This is a genomic window from Cognatiyoonia sp. IB215446 (assembly GCF_033963825.1).
Lineage (GTDB): Bacteria > Pseudomonadota > Alphaproteobacteria > Rhodobacterales > Rhodobacteraceae > Yoonia.
The window spans coordinates 1-16,354 of record NZ_JAXBMD010000007.1 but is presented as its reverse complement, the minus strand read 5'-3'; the positions used below and the strand labels follow the sequence as shown (position 1 = coordinate 16,354).

At 56.7% G+C, this 16,354-nt stretch carries 14 protein-coding genes and 1 pseudogene; 13 read left to right on the top strand and 2 right to left on the bottom strand.

Features of this window, described 5'->3' with window-relative positions; translation table 11 throughout:
- Window positions 1-43: 43 nt before the first annotated feature.
- Window positions 44-1,039 (bottom strand): ester cyclase, encoded by a 996-nt coding sequence (locus SLH49_RS19525; RefSeq protein WP_320270827.1) that lies wholly within the window; start codon window positions 1,037-1,039, stop codon window positions 44-46.
- A gap of 126 nt (window positions 1,040-1,165) precedes the next feature.
- Here SLH49_RS19525 and SLH49_RS19520 point away from each other — a divergent pair, with 126 nt between their 5' ends.
- From SLH49_RS19520 to SLH49_RS19460, 13 genes and pseudogenes are all read left to right on the top strand, one after another.
- Window positions 1,166-2,218 carry a sn-glycerol-3-phosphate ABC transporter ATP-binding protein UgpC gene (locus tag SLH49_RS19520; RefSeq protein WP_320270826.1) on the top strand — a complete coding sequence of 351 codons (1,053 nt, stop codon included), beginning with the start codon at window positions 1,166-1,168 and terminating at the stop codon, window positions 2,216-2,218.
- A 95-nt stretch (window positions 2,219-2,313) separates the two neighbouring features.
- A complete protein-coding gene (locus tag SLH49_RS19515; protein WP_320270825.1) occupies window positions 2,314-3,561 on the top strand; it encodes an ABC transporter substrate-binding protein in 1,248 nt (415 codons plus the stop codon).
- Between the two features lie 66 nt (window positions 3,562-3,627).
- A complete protein-coding gene (locus SLH49_RS19510; RefSeq protein ID WP_320270824.1) occupies window positions 3,628-4,659 on the top strand; it encodes a sugar ABC transporter permease in 1,032 nt (343 codons plus the stop codon).
- Window positions 4,660-4,671: 12 nt separating this feature from the next.
- Complete coding sequence (locus SLH49_RS19505) at window positions 4,672-5,553, top strand: carbohydrate ABC transporter permease (RefSeq protein ID WP_320270823.1); 882 nt, start codon at window positions 4,672-4,674, stop codon at window positions 5,551-5,553.
- Window positions 5,554-5,560: 7 nt separating this feature from the next.
- Complete coding sequence (locus SLH49_RS19500) at window positions 5,561-6,100, top strand: ester cyclase (RefSeq protein ID WP_320270822.1); 540 nt, start codon at window positions 5,561-5,563, stop codon at window positions 6,098-6,100.
- Between the two features lie 2 nt (window positions 6,101-6,102).
- Window positions 6,103-7,416 (top strand): histidinol dehydrogenase, encoded by a 1,314-nt coding sequence (hisD, locus tag SLH49_RS19495; protein ID WP_320270821.1) that lies wholly within the window; start codon window positions 6,103-6,105, stop codon window positions 7,414-7,416.
- A complete protein-coding gene (locus tag SLH49_RS19490) occupies window positions 7,413-8,465 on the top strand; it encodes an ester cyclase (RefSeq protein ID WP_320270820.1) in 1,053 nt (350 codons plus the stop codon). Before hisD ends, SLH49_RS19490 begins: the two co-directional genes overlap by 4 nt.
- Window positions 8,465-9,229: an SDR family NAD(P)-dependent oxidoreductase gene (locus tag SLH49_RS19485; RefSeq protein ID WP_320270819.1), complete on the top strand. Its 765-nt coding sequence runs from the start codon at window positions 8,465-8,467 to the stop codon at window positions 9,227-9,229. Before SLH49_RS19490 ends, SLH49_RS19485 begins: the two co-directional genes overlap by 1 nt.
- The gene (locus SLH49_RS19480; RefSeq protein WP_320270818.1) at window positions 9,229-10,248 is read left to right on the top strand and encodes a LacI family DNA-binding transcriptional regulator; all 1,020 of its coding nucleotides are present in this window, start codon (window positions 9,229-9,231) and stop codon (window positions 10,246-10,248) included. Before SLH49_RS19485 ends, SLH49_RS19480 begins: the two co-directional genes overlap by 1 nt.
- Entirely contained in the window at window positions 10,245-11,234 is a 990-nt protein-coding gene (locus SLH49_RS19475) for a nuclear transport factor 2 family protein (RefSeq protein ID WP_320270817.1), read from the top strand. The genes SLH49_RS19480 and SLH49_RS19475 overlap by 4 nt, the downstream gene beginning before the upstream one ends.
- A gap of 131 nt (window positions 11,235-11,365) precedes the next feature.
- Window positions 11,366-12,349: a cupin domain-containing protein gene (locus SLH49_RS19470; protein ID WP_320270816.1), complete on the top strand. Its 984-nt coding sequence runs from the start codon at window positions 11,366-11,368 to the stop codon at window positions 12,347-12,349.
- 79 nt (window positions 12,350-12,428) lie between these two features.
- Complete coding sequence (locus SLH49_RS19465; RefSeq protein WP_320270815.1) at window positions 12,429-13,553, top strand: cobalamin-independent methionine synthase II family protein; 1,125 nt, start codon at window positions 12,429-12,431, stop codon at window positions 13,551-13,553.
- 153 nt (window positions 13,554-13,706) lie between these two features.
- Window positions 13,707-14,864: pseudogene (locus tag SLH49_RS19460) on the top strand (MFS transporter); the annotation flags it as partial.
- A 538-nt stretch (window positions 14,865-15,402) separates the two neighbouring features.
- Here SLH49_RS19460 and SLH49_RS19455 read toward each other — a convergent pair.
- On the bottom strand, window positions 15,403-16,354 hold a 952-nt coding region (locus SLH49_RS19455; protein ID WP_320270814.1), incomplete at its 5' end, for a LysR family transcriptional regulator.

Sequence of the window (16,354 nt, the reverse complement as noted above, 5' to 3'; positions counted from 1 at the left end):
GGCGTGGCGAGGTTCAGGTGTATTGCGAGATTCATGATGGCAGCTAGAGGCTAACGGCCCTCTTCAGAATATCGACTCCTTGAGACTTCCAGTAGTGCAGCAGGTCAATAAAGATCCAGTTTTCCACCAGTTTGTCACCTTCGCGTCTGTAAATGTCGATCACGCGAAACTCTCCGGCCTGACCGGTCGCAGGCATTCCCATGAAACCGCCTGTGTGTCTGGCCGTGAAGTTCGGCCAACCGAAGAATCCGCCATAATGCCCCTCGGCTAGGCGACACCGGTGCTGCGTTTTGGACCGTTCGGTGAACGCCGCTCGGAACGGGCCCGAATGCTGTTTAGCATAGCGTTCGATTGTGTAGGTCGCGCCGATCCCATGCGGGCCCCACCAGAGCATGTCATCATGCCAAGTGCGCGCCAACTCTTCCTCCAACGTCATTCCCGAATTCCATTGGCCGAGGTCGCTGATCATTGCGTTGATTAAGGCCAGCGTCTTGCGCCCCTCCTCAGGAACCTGTGGACCATAAAGCAGCGCATCATGCGGGCGCGGCCCTGGCTGGACGAGAAAGGTACCAGTCTGTGGCGGGAACGGGTCTTGACCCGCCTGTACCATGAGGTGGGGGATGTCGAAGTACATTGCCGTTTCGGCGATCTTGCCATCGGCAATCCGGTGAAACTCGCAATAACGCAGCATCACCAGTTTTCGAGTAGGCCGAATGCCCAGCCAAGGCGCATCGAACAGCCCCATAAGGTGACCCATCGAAACAACCCAGACGGTCTCGTGGTCGTCTGTCTCGTTTGTGCCGGCAAAGAAGGCATCCTCGCGCCGCTGCATCCGGCGCAGCGCATCTTTCAATGGCCGCCAGAACGTTTCTGCAACCGCCTCGGCAGTCGTTATTTCGCCAAAGGGGTGGTATCCGCGCCAAGAATAGTCTGCTGTAGCAAATGTTGATACAGCATCGATGATCTCGTCGCCTACTGCGGCCTCAAGTGTCGCATGGAACTCTCGGACAACCGACTTTTCTGCCTGAAAATCAACCATTTTTCAAAGTCTCCGACGCGAATTGCATGCGCTTGCAAAAAATAGCTTGCCGAAATGCGATAGTCGAGTCTAGCCTTTATGCAAACGTATGCAAAAAGTCTTGCGTCAGTCTGTAGGGGGATACTGATGGCGGAAATCCAACTCAAAAGTGTTTCAAAACGCTGGGGCAGTTTTGTCGGCGTCAATGCATTCGACCTTACCATTGCTGACCAAGAATTTCTGGTGCTACTCGGCCCTTCCGGCTGTGGCAAGACGACGACGATGCGCATGATTGCTGGGCTTGAGGACGCGTCTGAAGGCGACATCTTGATTGATGGCAAACGAGTAAACGACCTGGAGCCCAAAGATCGCGATGTCGCGATGGTGTTCCAAAGCTATGCGCTTTACCCAAATCTGAACGTTTACGAAAATATACGTTTTCCACTGAAGGTACGCAAAGCCGAAGGCGATCATGACGCGATGGTGCGGCGTGCATCGGCAATGGTCGAATTGGATGAATTCTTGCATCGGCGCCCGGCAGAGTTGTCGGGTGGCCAGCGCCAGCGAGTGGCACTTGCGCGCGCGATTGTGCGGGAGCCAAACGTCTTCCTGATGGACGAACCCCTGTCCAATCTTGACGCAAAACTGCGTGTCTCGACCCGCGCGCAGATCAAGAACCTCAGCCACGAGCTAAAGGTGACCACGATATACGTCACCCATGACCAGATTGAGGCGATGACACTGGCCGACCGCGTCGTGGTTATGGAACGGGGCGTCGTGCAGCAGATCGGAACACCCACGGACATCTACGACAAGCCAGCAAATACCTTTGTGGCCAGCTTCATTGGTAACCCCGCAATGAATCTGATCGAAGGACATATGCAGGGCGGTGTCTTCAGCGCCGAACATGTCGAGATTGCCGGGCTAGATGCGCCTGACGGCCCTGTAACGCTGGGCTACCGTGCCGAAGATGCCTCAATAGCTGAAAGCGCGGCCGACGGCCACATCACGCACAAGATCTACACGCTCGAACTCTTAGGTGACGCAACAATGGCGACCGTCCTGATCGGGAACCACGTCGTGAGTGTTAAGGCTGACAAGAATTTCCGCGCGAAAATCGGAGACGCCGTCTCAATCAAGATCCCGCCCGAACACTGCCACTTGTTCGACGGGCAGACTGGCCAGAGGATCGAGAGCTAATCCTCGAAATCTAACCCGGGGACCAACCTCGGGACGACAAACGGGTGCGCGGTTGCAAGGCGCACCCCAAAACAGACAGAAACAGGGAGAAAAAGATGTTTCTAAAGCAGATTGCTATTACCGGGGTTGTTGCGGGCCTCATGTGCACAGCCGCATCAGCGGACGGTCACTCCGATTGTGGACCTGCGGGTCAGTCCATCCGGATCCTCGGATCTGATTTTCCCGCCATTCAGGCGATGTCTGGGGCGTCGCAGGCCAATTGCGAAAGCGCTGCCAGCGAGTTCTCCATCACATTGCGGGACGACACCCGCGACATGATGAACCAGGCACAGACTGCTAACCCTGCGCAGTACACTTCCGTGATCGTGGCAAACGCAACCCTGACACAGTTGATGAACGACGGTTTGGTGCGTCCACTCGATGATCTGGTCGCCAAATATGGCGCAAACCTGAGCCCGAACCAGCTGATCACCATCGACGGCAAGGTGATGGCCGTCGCCTTTATGGCAAACTCTCAGCATCTTTATTCCCGCACCGACATTTTGGCGCAAGTTGGGATCGATAGTGTGCCGTCGAATGTTGATGAAATGGTCGCAGCCGCCGAAGCGATCCGCGCGGCCGGGATCATGGAGCACCCGATCGTCATGAACGCGACCGGTTGGAACCAGGGCGAACTCTTTAATTTGTTCTTCTTCGCGACAGGCGGCGAGCTGTTTAAGCCGGGCACAGCCGAGCCAAACATCAACAACGAGAACGGCGTTGCAGCACTCGAGTCGATGGCGGCTCTGGCCGAGTACGCACATCCCGACTTCCTGAGCCATGCGTCGAATGAAACCCAAGGTCTTTGGGAAGCCGGTCAAGCCGCCCTCGGGATCATGTGGGGTTCCCGCGGCGGTGCTATCCTTGATGATGAAGGGTCAAGTGCCGAAGTCACTGAAAATACCGTTTTGTCGGCAGCGCCGACGGCAGGTGGCGACATCCCAGCCGCTACCTTGTGGTGGGATGGCTTTACGATTGCCACCAACATTTCCGATGCTGAAGCAGAAGCGACCTTTGCCGCTCTGGCAAGTGCAGCGACGGCTGACCTGATGGAAGACCACAACGATGACGCCATCTGGCTGATCGACGGCTACACACCTGGTCCGGCGGCTGCTGGTGTTGCGGAAACGGCGCAAGCGGGTGCGCGTCCGTATCCTATGATCCCGTACATTAACCTGATGCACAACGCAGCATCCGCTGAACTGTCTGACTTCCTGAAAGGCGAAGAAACCGCCGAACAGGCACTGGCAGATATTGAAGCCGCCTACATCACAGCGGCCACTGAAGCGGGCTTCCTGCAGTAAGCCATGCTTGGTCGGGGCCGTCGGAACGGCCCCGACATCGCGATATTCTCAACCCGAGGCGGCCTTATGAAACATCGTTCATTCTTCTGGTTCATTCTGCCCACGCTTTCCGCGATGATCCTCTTTATCGCGCTGCCGATCGTCTCGGTATTTGTGCAGTCCTTACATGTCGAACACGAACAAGTATTGGTGGTCAGCGAAAGCTGTGGACCTTTCGGATGTACCGAAACCACCACGATTGATCAGGAAGCTACGGCCCTATTGCGTGAAGAAAGACCCCTTGGTCAGTTCAACGGAGTTGGAACCTATCTCAACCGCGCCCATCTTGCGACCGCCGAAATTGGCGAGGCCTGGCGGACCGCCGAAACATTCGGCGACTTCTTTAACGAAGTGCTGGACCTTCCATTCTATTGGGCGCTGGCTTTTACGCTGACATACACCTTCGTTGTGACGCCTTTCGTACTGGTGCTTGGCCTTGCGATTGCCGTTGGCGTGAACAACTTGCCGCGAGTTTTCAAAGGTCCCACGATCTTCATCTCGCTCTTGCCAATGATTGTAACACCGCTTGTTGGTGCGTTGATCCTGTTCTGGATGGTGAATGTCGATGGGGTGCTGGGGGCCGCAATCCAATGGCTGTTTGATGACCCGAACCTTAGTATGAACGCATCGACCCCTCTGGTCTGGACCATGTTGATCATCTACGGGATCTGGTCATCGCTGCCGTTCAGTTTCATCGTTTTTTATGCTGGGCTGCAAACGATCCCAGACGACCAGCTTGAGGCCGCCCAGATTGACGGCGCGACCCGCTGGCAGCGGATGCGCTATGTCACCGTCCCCCATCTGATGCCGCTGGTGGTTTTCATCACGCTGATCCAACTGATGGATAATTTCCGCGTCTTTGAGCCGATCATCAGTTTTCAGGCGGAATCCCACGCGCGGTCACTGTCTTGGATCATCTACAACGACCTGATTGCGGCAGGTAACCCGCTCTATGGTTCCGCCGGGGCAACATCAATGCTCACTATCTTCGGTGTCGCGATCCTTTTAACGCCTGTGCTGATCCGCACGTGGCGCGATTTCAACCGCAAATCTGTTTAGGGCGAGGACATCATGGCAGCGACAAAGAAATCCCGCTTTACACCCTTTGGAGTGATCTCAGCGGCCCTCGTGATCCTCTGGATCATTGTGGCGGCCTTTCCCTTCCTTTGGACCGTCTGGGGATCATTTAAGGTCGAAGGTGACTTCTTCTCCAAGGCAGATTGGACATATGCGCTGACCGGCGTCAGGACAGAGTTCGAAACGGGTGGTGCTTTCACCCTGAACGGATATGAAGGTGCCTGGATACAGGAGGAGTTTTGGCGTGCGGTCCTGAACACTAGTATCGTGGTCTTCTTTACCGTCGCGATATCGCTGACATTCGGCACCTTGGGTGGCTATGCGCTTGCGCGATCGGGGTACAAATACGCGTTCTGGCTCCTGATGGCCGCTCTGGTGTTTCGCGCGATGCCGCACATGACCCTGGTATCGGGCTATCTGCTGCCGTTTTTTGAATGGAATGTCTGGGGAATACTGCCGACCACGATCATTGTGCTTGTGGCAATCAATCAGCCCTTCACCCTCTGGATGTTGCATTCCTTCTTTCTCAACATTCCGAAAGACATGGACGAAAGCGCTATGGTCGACGGATGCACGCGGTTCCAGGCATTCCGCTACGTGATCATTCCGGTGATGTGGCCGGGGGTGATCACGACGGGCCTCTTCAGCTTCTTGCTTGCCTACAACGACTTCACGGTGACACGGATGCTTCTGAGCCAGGAAAACGAAACCATGATCCCCAAGATCGCTAGTTTTCTAGGCTCCACCCAGGTGCAGGGCAATGTGATGTTCGCTGTTGCAGCGGTCGTCTCGGCCACAGTTCCGCTGATCATTCTGGTCATGTTCTTCCAGCGGCAGATCGTTAGCGGTCTGACCGCAGGTGCAGTGAAAGGATAAGACCACAATGCCTGGAGCCCGCCCAGAACAGGCCACCTTGACCCGTGACACAGACCTGTCAAAGACCGCCGAAACCCGGGCAGTGATCGAAGGGATGGTCGACGGCCTGAACGACCACCGCATTGCTGACATTGGTGAGTTCTTCGCGGACAGCTTCCGTTGGATGGGCAACTTCGGATGCGGCACCAAACACGGGTTGCGCGCATTTCAGGACAATTGGCAACGCCCGTTTCAGGCGGCTTTTTCAGATAAGGTCTGCGTGGACGAGGCGCGGCTGTTCATGGGCGAGTGGGCCGCTGCATTCGGGCGGCAAGAGGCCACGCATTCGGGCATGTTTATGGGGGTTCCGCCCTCAGGAAAGCGGGTGGAAATCCGCTACATGGATTTCTGGAAGGTCGAGGACGGCAAAATCACCGACAACTGGGTGATGGTCGATTTTCCGCACGTTCTCGCACAGCTTGGGATCGATGTTTTCAACGGCGAAGGTTGGGAAAGCTTTGATCGGGGTGAGCGCGAGCCACCCCATCCGGCAAGCGAAGGACAATAAGAATGGCAATCACGTATCTGAAAAACAGCAAACCCGAAGACGAAAAGGCTGCGGACGATGCAAAGGTCCGTTCTATCGTAGAGGCCACGCTGCGAGATATCGAAGACCGCGGCGATGCGGCGGTACGCGAGCTTTCGGTCAAGTTCGACGGCTACGACCGAGACGGTTACCGCCTGTCCCCAGCAGAGATTCATACGCTTATGGCCAAAGTCTCGGACCGCGACATGGAAGACATCAGATTTGCACAAGAGCAGGTCCGCAACTTTGCGCAGGCCCAGCGGGACAGCATGCTCGATATCGAGATTGAGACGATGCCAGGCGTGATCCTTGGTCACAAAAATATCCCTGTGCAATCGGTGGGCTGCTACGTCCCAGGCGGCAAGTTCCCTATGGTCGCCTCGGCGCATATGTCTGTGGCCACTGCTGCTGTCGCCGGTGTGCCGCGCATCATTGCCTGTACCCCGCCGTTTAAGGGCGAGCCGAATCCGGCCGTGATTGCAGCCATACACCTTGGTGGCGCGCATGAAATTTATGTCATGGGCGGCATTCAGGCGGTTGGTGCAATGGCGATTGGGACCGAAACAATTGATCCCGTGCATATGCTGGTCGGCCCCGGTAACGCTTTTGTGGCCGAAGCCAAACGGCAATTGTTTGGCCGCGTCGGCATCGACCTGTTTGCTGGTCCAACCGAAACGATGGTGATTGCGGACGAAACTGCTGCCGATGCCGAACTTTGCGCGACTGATCTGCTGGGTCAGGCAGAACACGGATATAATTCGCCTGCTGTGCTGCTGACCAACTCCCGGAAGCTGGCAGAAGGCACGCTTGCCGAGATTGATCGCCTGCTCAAGATCATTCCCACTGCCGACACGGCCGCCAAAAGCTGGGAAGACTACGGTGAAGTCATCGTCTGCGACACATATGAGGAGATGCTGGCGGTGGCTGATGATATCGCCTCGGAACATGTGCAAGTGATGACTGACCGCGATGATTGGTTCCTTGAGAATATGACTTGCTATGGCGCGCTGTTCCTTGGTCCACGCACCAATGTCGCCAATGGCGACAAGGTCATTGGCACCAACCACACGCTGCCAACCAAAAAAGCTGGGCGCTACACCGGTGGGCTTTGGGTCGGCAAGTTTCTCAAAACGCACTCCTACCAAAAGATCACCAGCGATGAGGCTGCGACCAAAATTGGTGAATACGGCAGTCGTTTGTGCATGCTAGAGGGTTTTGTCGGCCATGCCGAGCAGTGCAATATCCGCGTTCGCCGCTATGGTGGGCGCAACATCCCCTATGGAGAGGCCGCTGAATGACAGACACGCATTCAGCAGATAAAGCGTCTCTCGCCACGCTGCGGGCGGCACAATACGACTGGAACTCAGAAGCGATCCGCCGTGCGCTCGACATGCTTTGCGCGTCTGACGCACAGTTTCATCTCGCCCATCCATTTGGCGATATGACCGGCGGCGTGGCATTCCATGACAATGCGCTCGCCGTCCTGCGCGCAGCTTGGCCCGACGTTGAACGGCGAGACTGGATTGTCATGGCTGGAGTGGACGAACACGGCGCCGATTGGGTTGGCTGCGGAGGTCATTTTGTCGGCACCTTTGTCGCGCCGTTCCTGGATATCCCGCCGACCGGTCACTTTGCACATATGCGCTTTCATGAATTCTACCGGTTCGTGGACGGGAAAGTGGTCGAATATCAAGCGCTTTGGGATCTCCCCGAGGTGATGATGCAGGCTGGTGCATGGCCTATGTCGCCTTCTCTGGGAAGGGAGTTTTGCATCCCTGGTCCGGCTTCGGGGGATGGTTTGGTCCGTCCTGAACGCGATGAGGCACACAGCCGCGCCAGTCAGAAGACAATCATCGCGATGCTCGACCACCTTAAGAAGCACCCCTCGCAAGGTGGGCCCGACGTGATGGAAATGCCGCGCTTCTGGCACGAAACGATGAACTGGTATGGGCCGGCAGGCATCGGCACAGGACGCGGCATTGCGGGTTTCCGTAACTGGCACCAGATCCCATTTCTGAACGGGATGCCGGACCGCGGACAATATGTGGATGACATCACCTACCACTTCTTTGGCGACAATGATTATGTGGCCGTGACCGGCTGGCCAAACATGATCCAGACGGTCACCCATGACGGATGGCTTGGGATCGCGCCAGCGGGCAAAAAAATCACCATGCGCAGTCTGGATTTCTGGCGGCTTGAAAGTGGTCGCATCCGCGAAAACTGGGTCATGGTGGATTTGCTTGATGCCTACCGGCAATTGGGCGTCGATGTCTTCGCCCGGCTACGTGAATTCAACAAGGCGCGGGTCCCTGGATCTGTGCCCTATCCTGTGCGAGAGACCTGATGGCTTTACCACAGACACCTTCATTCCGACTTGACGGGAAACGGGCCTTGGTGGCCGGAGGATCGTCGGGGATCGGGCTTTCAGCTGCGGTTGCCTTGGCAGAGGCCGGGGCAGACGTAATAATTGCGGCGCGCAATGCGCAGAAACTCGAAGCTGTCGTTGCCGAATTGACGGCAGCCGGGATGAGCGCCAGCGCCTTAACCCTTGATGTTGTGGATGTCGCGGCGACCGAAGCTGCGGTTGCGGAAAACGGCCCCTTCGATGTGCTTGTCAATTCAGCGGGCCTCGCCATCCACGCGCCTGCGCTGGACACAACAGAGGCTGACTTCGACGCGGTCAGCAACATCAACATCAAGGCCGCCTACTTCCTGACCCGGTCGGTGGCGAAGGGGCTGATCGCGGAAGACAAGCCCGGCAGCTTGATCAATATCACCAGTCAGATGGCGCTTGTGGGCGGGATTGATCGCGCGGTCTATTGCGCGACCAAACACGCGGTTGAGGGATTTACCAAATCCATGGCCATCGAATGGGGCAAACTGGGCATCCGCGTGAACACAATCGGGCCGACCTTCGTGCGGACACCGCTGACCGAACAAACGTTCCGAAATCCCGACCGCGTCGCGTGGATCATGGACAAGATCAAACTGGGTCGTGTGGGCGAGGTGACTGATATAATGGGGCCGGTCGTTTATCTGGCTTCTGACGCCTCCGCGCTTATGACCGGGGCGCATCTTTCAATCGACGGGGGGTGGACAGCAGACTGATGGAACGCGCCAAGGTCACATCGGCAGAAGTTGCCGCACTCGCCGGCGTCAGCCAATCTGCGGTCAGTCGCGTTTTCACACCTGGTGCCTCGGCCTCGGCGCGGACGGTGGAAAGAGTACGCAGCGCGGCGGAACAACTGGGCTATAGACCAAATGTTTTGGCCCGCGCGATGGTCTCGGGCAAAAGCCGGATCATCGGGTTGGTGGTCGCCTATCTGGATAACCAGTTCTACCCCGTCGCGCTTGAACGATTGTCTAATGCGTTGCAGGAAAAGGGTTATCACATCTTGATCTTTACCGCGCCGAACTCCACCGATGGTGTCGACAAGGTGATGCATGATCTGATGGCCTATCAAGTGGACGGGATCATTCTGGCCTCGGTTTCGATCAGTTCGGATCTAGCCGACCGCGCCAAAGATGCAGGGATCCCCGTAGTTTTGTTCAACCGAGGACAGGACGACATGGGGCTAAGTGCTATCACATCTACCAATCGTGCCGGTGGTCGATTGGCGGCCGAGTTCTTGCTTGCTGGCGAACACAAGCGGATCGCCCATATTGCGGGCTGGCAGGGTTCCTCGACCGGTCGCGACCGGCAGGCAGGCTTTCTTGAGGCTCTGGACAAGGGCCGGATTACGCCGCACGCCTTGATTGACGGCATGTATGATCGCGATGTCGCTGCGGCTTGTGCCCAAGACTTGCTCGGTGCCAAAACCAGACCAGACGCCATCTTCGTGGGTAACGATCACATGGCCTTTGCTGTCATGGACACCATGCGCGCTGCGGGTATCTCTCCCGGAGAAGATATCTCGGTCTTGGGCTATGACGACGTGCCGCTGTCGTCATGGGGTGCCTATGACCTCACCACGATCCGCCAACCCGTGAACCGGATGGTCGATACGGCCGTCGACACCATGCTCACACAGATCGAGCAGCCGGAAACGCCGCCACGCCAGATTGAAATAGATGGGCAGCTAATCGTGCGCAGTTCGGCTCGCATTCCAGAAGGATGGCCTCAATGAAGGGCTTTGATCCCAAGTTCGGCGATTTTCCTGACTACATCATCGGGATCACCAAAGAGATTTGGGAAGATCGCGCAATTGCCACGCTGAACCACTACTACGCGCCCGATATCGTCGTGCGGTCGCCCGCTTCGGTGGTGATCGGCAATCAGGGGGTCATCGCCGCTACGATGGCCACTTTGGCTGAGTTTCCCGACCGCGAGCTTTTGGGGGAAGACGTGATATGGTCAGGCACACCTGACCAAGGTATGTTATCGTCGCATCGGATTATTTCGACGGCGACCCACGCCCAAGATGGCGTCTACGGGGCGGCCTCGGGCAAGAAATTGCGCTACCGCATCCTCGCGGATTGTCATGCGAAGAATAACGCGATCGATGACGAGTGGCTGATCCGTGACCAGACCGCCATTGTGCGCCAGATCGGCTGGGCTCCCCAAGACTATGCCCGCGACCTGATCCACCGCGAAGGAGGACCGGAGGTCTGTGTTAAGCCGTTATCGCCTTTAACGGATGTGGACGGCCCCTACAAAGGCAACGGCAATAATGAGGAGTGGGGACAGCGCCACGCCGACCTTCTGAACCGGATCATGGGCGCGGATATGGCCGCGGTTGAAAGCGAATACGACCGTGCAGCACAACTGGAATACCCCGGCGGTGAGACAGGGCACGGCTGGGTAGCGGCGGACGGTTTCTGGATGAGCCTGCGCGCAGCGCTTCCCGATGCGACCTTTACCATCCACCATCAGATCGGGCGCGATGACCCATATATGCCGCCACGGTCCGCGATCCGTTGGTCGTTGCACGGCAAACACAGTGGGTGGGGTACCTTCGGCAGACCGACAGGGGCGGAGGTTTATGTTCTCGGGATCAGTCACGCCGAGTGGGGTGCGTTGATCGGTGGCCAAATTAAACTGCGTCGCGAATGGACGTTGTTTGACGAAACCGCTGTCTGGAAGCAGATCCTGCTGCAATCAGGGGACATCTAGTGGGTCAACCGGAGACGACAAAAAGGCGTCACGCTCTGTTTCAGGCCATTCGAGCTGAGCGGCTGAACCCGCACCCTCCGGGCCTACGCTTCTGAAACAAATCTTCAGAAGACAGCCCAAGGATTGTAAAAATGGCAAACCAAGACATGGAAACCCGCATCGTTCGCTACGGCGACCTGCAACCCTGCAAGACCGCCTTTATCGATGCACATACGCCCGGCTCGGACCAAAAAGAGAACTTCACTATTATTGGTGGTGGTGTGTCCGAAAGCCCCGATCAGCACGTCCATATCTCGATCCCGCACGGGTTCAATATTGGCGCGGCAGGCCAGCCGCCAAAATGCCGCAACAGTCTTCATGACCACCACACTGCAGAGGCGTTCTTTGTCCTCAAAGGGCGATGGCGATTTTTCTGGGGGCGCTGGGGGACAGCGGGCGAGGTTGTGCTGGAAGAGGGGGATATTTTCAACATCCCAACTGGCATCTTCCGCGGGTTTGAAAACATCGGCACCGATTATGGGATGATTATGGCGATCCTTGGGGGCGACGACGCAGGCGGCGGCGTGATGTGGGCCCCCCAGGTGATCGAGGAGGCGGCTGCACACGGGTTGGTGCTGGGCGAGAACGGCAAACTCTATGATACCAAGAAAGGTCAGTCGCTGCCCGCAGGCATCAGCCCTATGCTGCGGATGTCTGATGAGGAGCTTGCCAAACGGCCCGAACCTTCGACCCGTGACGTGCTGCCGAACCATGTCGCACGTTACTGGGACATGATGGCCTTGGCAGATAAAGCGCCTCTGCAGGTCATTGGTGAGGACGGAATGCTGAAGGACAAACCGGGGTTCGAGGTGAGTTTCATGAACCGCAATTCGGCCAGCGCCGATATGCAAACATACGCTTATGCATCCGTCATGATGCCAATGCGCGGTCATTGGCGCGTGAATTGGGACGCAGGAAATGGATATGAGGCCGGCAGCGCGACCCTCGCGCCGGGTGACACGATGTCCGTCCCAGCGGACGTGCCGCACAGCACCTCGCCGTCGATGACAGGCGAGGCGAGCGTTTATCATGTCGTTGCAACGGGCGATCCGGCGGGGCCGACGTGGAAAGGTTAGCGGTAGCCTTGTGTCCCGTTTGGCGAACGATCTGTAGATGCTGCGAAAACGCGGAACCGACAGCTGGAGGAGAAGACAAATGCCAGGAGTCTTAACATCTCATGTGGGGTCTTTGCCTCGCACCCAGGAGGTGGTGGATTTCATTTTCGCCCGCGAGCGGAATGAGGATTATGATCCCGTCGCTTTTGACGCAGCGATGACATCAGCTGTGTCAGAAACCGTGAAGAAACAGGTGGATGCGGGAATTGATATCGTCAGCGATGGCGAGACGTCCAAGATCTCCTATGCGACTTACGTCAAGGACCGCTACACCGGTTTCGACGGCGACAGCCCCCGCAACCCACCCGCCGATCTCAAGCTTTTTCCGAGCTTTCTCAAACGTTTGGCAGATGATGGCGGTACACCTAAATACGCCCGGCCGATGTGCGTTGGTGAGGTCAGGTCAAAGGGGCAGGGCGAGCTGGAAAAGGATATCGCCAACCTTAATGCTGCCATGGCAGAACATGGGGCAGCGCGTGGTTTCATGAATGCTGCGTCCCCAGGTGTTATCGCGTTGTTTTTGCAAAATGATTTCTACAAAACACGCGATGCCTACCTTGCTGCTCTGGCAGATGCGATGAAGGCAGAATACGAAACCATCGTCGCTGCCGGTCTTGATCTCCAACTTGACTGCCCCGATCTCGCGCTCTCAAGACATATGCTTTTCAATGACTTGTCCGATGATGAGTTTCTGAAGATCGCCGCTTCCCATGTCGAGGCCCTAAACCACGCGCTGTCTGATGTGCCTGCCGCAAAGGTCCGGGTTCATATCTGTTGGGGCAATTACGAAGGCCCGCACATCTGCGACATTCCCATGTCCAAGATGTTCGACACGTTAATGTCGACAAAGTCGAGGTATGTTCTTTTTGAAACCTCGAACCCCCGCCATGGGCACGAATGGGTAGTCTTCCGCGACCGCAGGGACGATATCCCTGATGACAAGGTGCTGGTGCCGGGCGTGGTGGATACAACGACGAACTTTGTTGAGCATCCTGATCTTGTTGCGCAACGTATTGAAAGGTTTACGGATATCGTTGGCGTCGATCGTGTGATTGCCGGGTCAGATTGTGGCTTTGGCACATTCGCCGGCTTTGGCGCGGTTGATCCTGATATCGCTTATGCGAAACTCAAGACCCTCGTAGAAGGGTCTAGGCGCGCATCGTGACACTCCCGCTGGTCCTGCGTCCCGGGATGATGTGCAACGCACATCTTGTTGCACATCAGGCGGCTGGGCTGGAGGCGACCACATTGCACTGACCGAAGCGGATAACATGGCGGCTCTGGCTGCGATTGTGTTACGCGATGGGCATGGACCGCATCGCTACTCACCCGCGATCCATTTTGGATCGCGTTTCTGCCCGCAGCGCTGCGCGTTCGATGGATTGTGTTTTCGATCCCTGCAGGACTTCTGGCCGATCGATTGGATCGGAGGCAGCTCATCGTCGCGTGTGACGCCTTTCGCGCGTTAGCTTACGGCGTCATTGCTGTCGCTGTTCATGCCAGCTTGCCATTTTCCGATCCGTCTGAGCAAGGCTTTGGAGATGGGACCCTATACCTCATCCTGGTCTGTCTTGGGCTTCTGATTGGGAGTGCAGAGGTTGTGCGTGATAACGCGAGCCAGTCACTGCTACCGGCCATTGTCTCACCAAATGAGCTGGAACGGGCCAATGGTATCCTTGGCAGCATCGAAACCGTTGGCAATGAAATGGCGGGGCCTGCTTTTGGGGCGTTCCTGATCGCAGTCTTCTTGCCAGCACCATTCTTTGCAATTGCGTTAGCTTTGTCGTGCGCAGCGATGTTGGCCGCGTCATTGCCCGGTTCGTTCACACCCGCAAGTCGAAATGCGAGCAGCACAGGCTGGCGCAGTGAGTTGATGGAATGCGTGCGTTTTGTTTGGGCTCATCCCATGCTGCGCCTTTTGGTCTTTGTGACCGGTATCTGGAATTTCTTTGCAGAAATGGCTCTGATCGCCTTGGTGTTACATGTGCAGGAAAACCTCGCATCTGGTGCAACGACCTATGGTCTGATTTTGGCGTTTGGAGCGGTTGGTGGTGTCTGCGGCGGTGTGCTCGTGGCACCCTTACTAAAGGTCATGTCGAAGGGAGATGCCGCGCGCTGGATGGGTGCGACCACAGCGCCTGTGTTTCTGGTCTTCGCCTTCGCATCTGGGCCCGTCACCGTCGCTGCCGCGATGTTCGTTTTCTCACTCAGCGGCGTGATCTGGGACGCAGTCTCGGTGTCCTATCGCCAAAGAGTTGTGCCTGATGAAATACGCGGAAGGGTGAACAGCATCTATCGCTTGTTCGCTTGGGGTACAATGCCGCTGGGCCTCATCGCATCCGGGGCCTTGGTGAATTTCGCGGAAGTTAGTTTGGACCGCAGTGCCGCCCTGATTGTGCCGTTTCTCGTTGCGTCATTTGGTATCCTTATTTTGTCCGTGGTCATCTGGCGCCAAATTGGGCGCGGCTTTCAATAAGGCCCGCATAACCGTCCTGTTGGTGTCGTTCAGCCACGCTCGGCTTGGCTCAAATGACCGGTCGGTTTCTGGCGAAGCGAGAGCAAGACGGCAGCAGGTATGATAGCGCCGCTGAGAATTGTCGTCTGGGACGGGACTTCCGACAAAATGAAAAGTACAGGGATCGACGCCAATGGTGTTTCCAAAGCACCGACGAGCGCGATTTGACCGCCTGGTAGCTTCGAGCTTTGAGTTGTGAGTGCTAGCGTTTCGGCCAATCGATCTGCTCACTAAGAGCCTATCAATTTGAGAACTGAGAGGCTTGTTTGCAGACTACTCAACCAAGCGCGAAGAGCAGTTCGAAGCCACAGCGCAGATCCACTTCCGCTGGCCGCGTAGCAGCATCGGACTAGCCAATCGAATGTCTGTTTAGGGCCGTCCTGGATGTACCGTCGCGCCGTCAGACTGTGGACACTCCTCGATCTGCGAGGTTTTTGGTAGCCTAGTTTGAGCAACGCTGAGCTTCATACAAACCCTGTTCAACATCAAAAACCGCCTCTCACAGAGCATTCTCATGCCACGCGGGGTTTTTCCCAACCCGATCGAGAAGAAAGTCCATAAACACCCGCACCTTTGCCGACAGAACATTGGTCTGTGGGTAGATTAGCCAGAGTGCCGTGTCGGCCACGCAGGTGTAATCGGGCAGGACGCGGACGAGTTGGCCTGCGGCCAGTTCTTGATGAACGCTCCAGAGGGAGTGGGGCGCAATGCCAGCACCAGCCATCGTAGCAACCTTGTGGCTGTGACCATCGTCGATGATCAGGTTACAGCGGCCTATGCGTGGGTCGAAGTTAGCATAGGTCCCGTCATCTTTGACCATGCGGTGCGGCATGTCATTTCCGAACGCCACTAAGTGATGGTCTTGGAGGTCATCAGGCGTTTCTGGTTGTGCGTGTTCAGTCAAATAGCCCGGTGACGCGCACAGAACGCGCGTGTCATCGGCCAGTTTACGGCCTCGCAGGCTGGAGTCCTCAAGAACGGCATTCCGCAGAGCGAGATCGAAACTGCCATCGATCAGGTCGAACTGTTTGTCCGACAGCCGCATATCCAGACGCAGGTCTGGGTGATCTTTCGTGAAGTCCGGCAGAATGGGTGCAATGTAGAGTTGGGCGAAGGTGCTGGGAGCCGTGAAGCGTAACGTGCCGGACACCCGTGTTTCGCCCTGGCCAAGTGCCGCTCTGGCAGCATCCTCACGGGCCACGATGTCTCTGGCATAGGGCAGGAACTCTAACCCCTCCGTCGAGAGGGCGACCTTTCTGGTGGACCGATGAAGCAGGTCGGCCCCAATGCTTTTTTCCAGTTTGCTCATCCAGGCACTGGCAACCGACGGAGCCAACCCAAGCTCCCGTCCGGCGGCGCTGATGTTCAGCTTATCGGCAGCCAGCACAAAGAGGCGCAGGGTATCTGTTTCCATCATTATATCCAAAACCGGAAATATCATTTCTGATCTG

Bases quoted from the DNA above. Each gene is read 5' to 3' on its own strand.
- SLH49_RS19475 (WP_320270817.1), top strand. From the start codon at position 10,245: ATGAAGGGCTTTGATCCCAAGTTCGGCGATTTTCCTGACTACATCATC.
- SLH49_RS19485 (WP_320270819.1), top strand. From the start codon at position 8,465: ATGGCTTTACCACAGACACCTTCATTCCGACTTGACGGGAAACGGGCC.
- SLH49_RS19465 (WP_320270815.1), top strand. From the start codon at position 12,429: ATGCCAGGAGTCTTAACATCTCATGTGGGGTCTTTGCCTCGCACCCAG.
- SLH49_RS19470 (WP_320270816.1), top strand. From the start codon at position 11,366: ATGGCAAACCAAGACATGGAAACCCGCATCGTTCGCTACGGCGACCTG.
- SLH49_RS19525 (WP_320270827.1), bottom strand. From the start codon at position 1,039: ATGGTTGATTTTCAGGCAGAAAAGTCGGTTGTCCGAGAGTTCCATGCG.
- SLH49_RS19490 (WP_320270820.1), top strand. From the start codon at position 7,413: ATGACAGACACGCATTCAGCAGATAAAGCGTCTCTCGCCACGCTGCGG.
- SLH49_RS19480 (WP_320270818.1), top strand. From the start codon at position 9,229: ATGGAACGCGCCAAGGTCACATCGGCAGAAGTTGCCGCACTCGCCGGC.
- SLH49_RS19505 (WP_320270823.1), top strand. From the start codon at position 4,672: ATGGCAGCGACAAAGAAATCCCGCTTTACACCCTTTGGAGTGATCTCA.
- SLH49_RS19500 (WP_320270822.1), top strand. From the start codon at position 5,561: ATGCCTGGAGCCCGCCCAGAACAGGCCACCTTGACCCGTGACACAGAC.
- SLH49_RS19510 (WP_320270824.1), top strand. From the start codon at position 3,628: ATGAAACATCGTTCATTCTTCTGGTTCATTCTGCCCACGCTTTCCGCG.
- hisD (WP_320270821.1), top strand. From the start codon at position 6,103: ATGGCAATCACGTATCTGAAAAACAGCAAACCCGAAGACGAAAAGGCT.
- SLH49_RS19520 (WP_320270826.1), top strand. From the start codon at position 1,166: ATGGCGGAAATCCAACTCAAAAGTGTTTCAAAACGCTGGGGCAGTTTT.
- SLH49_RS19515 (WP_320270825.1), top strand. From the start codon at position 2,314: ATGTTTCTAAAGCAGATTGCTATTACCGGGGTTGTTGCGGGCCTCATG.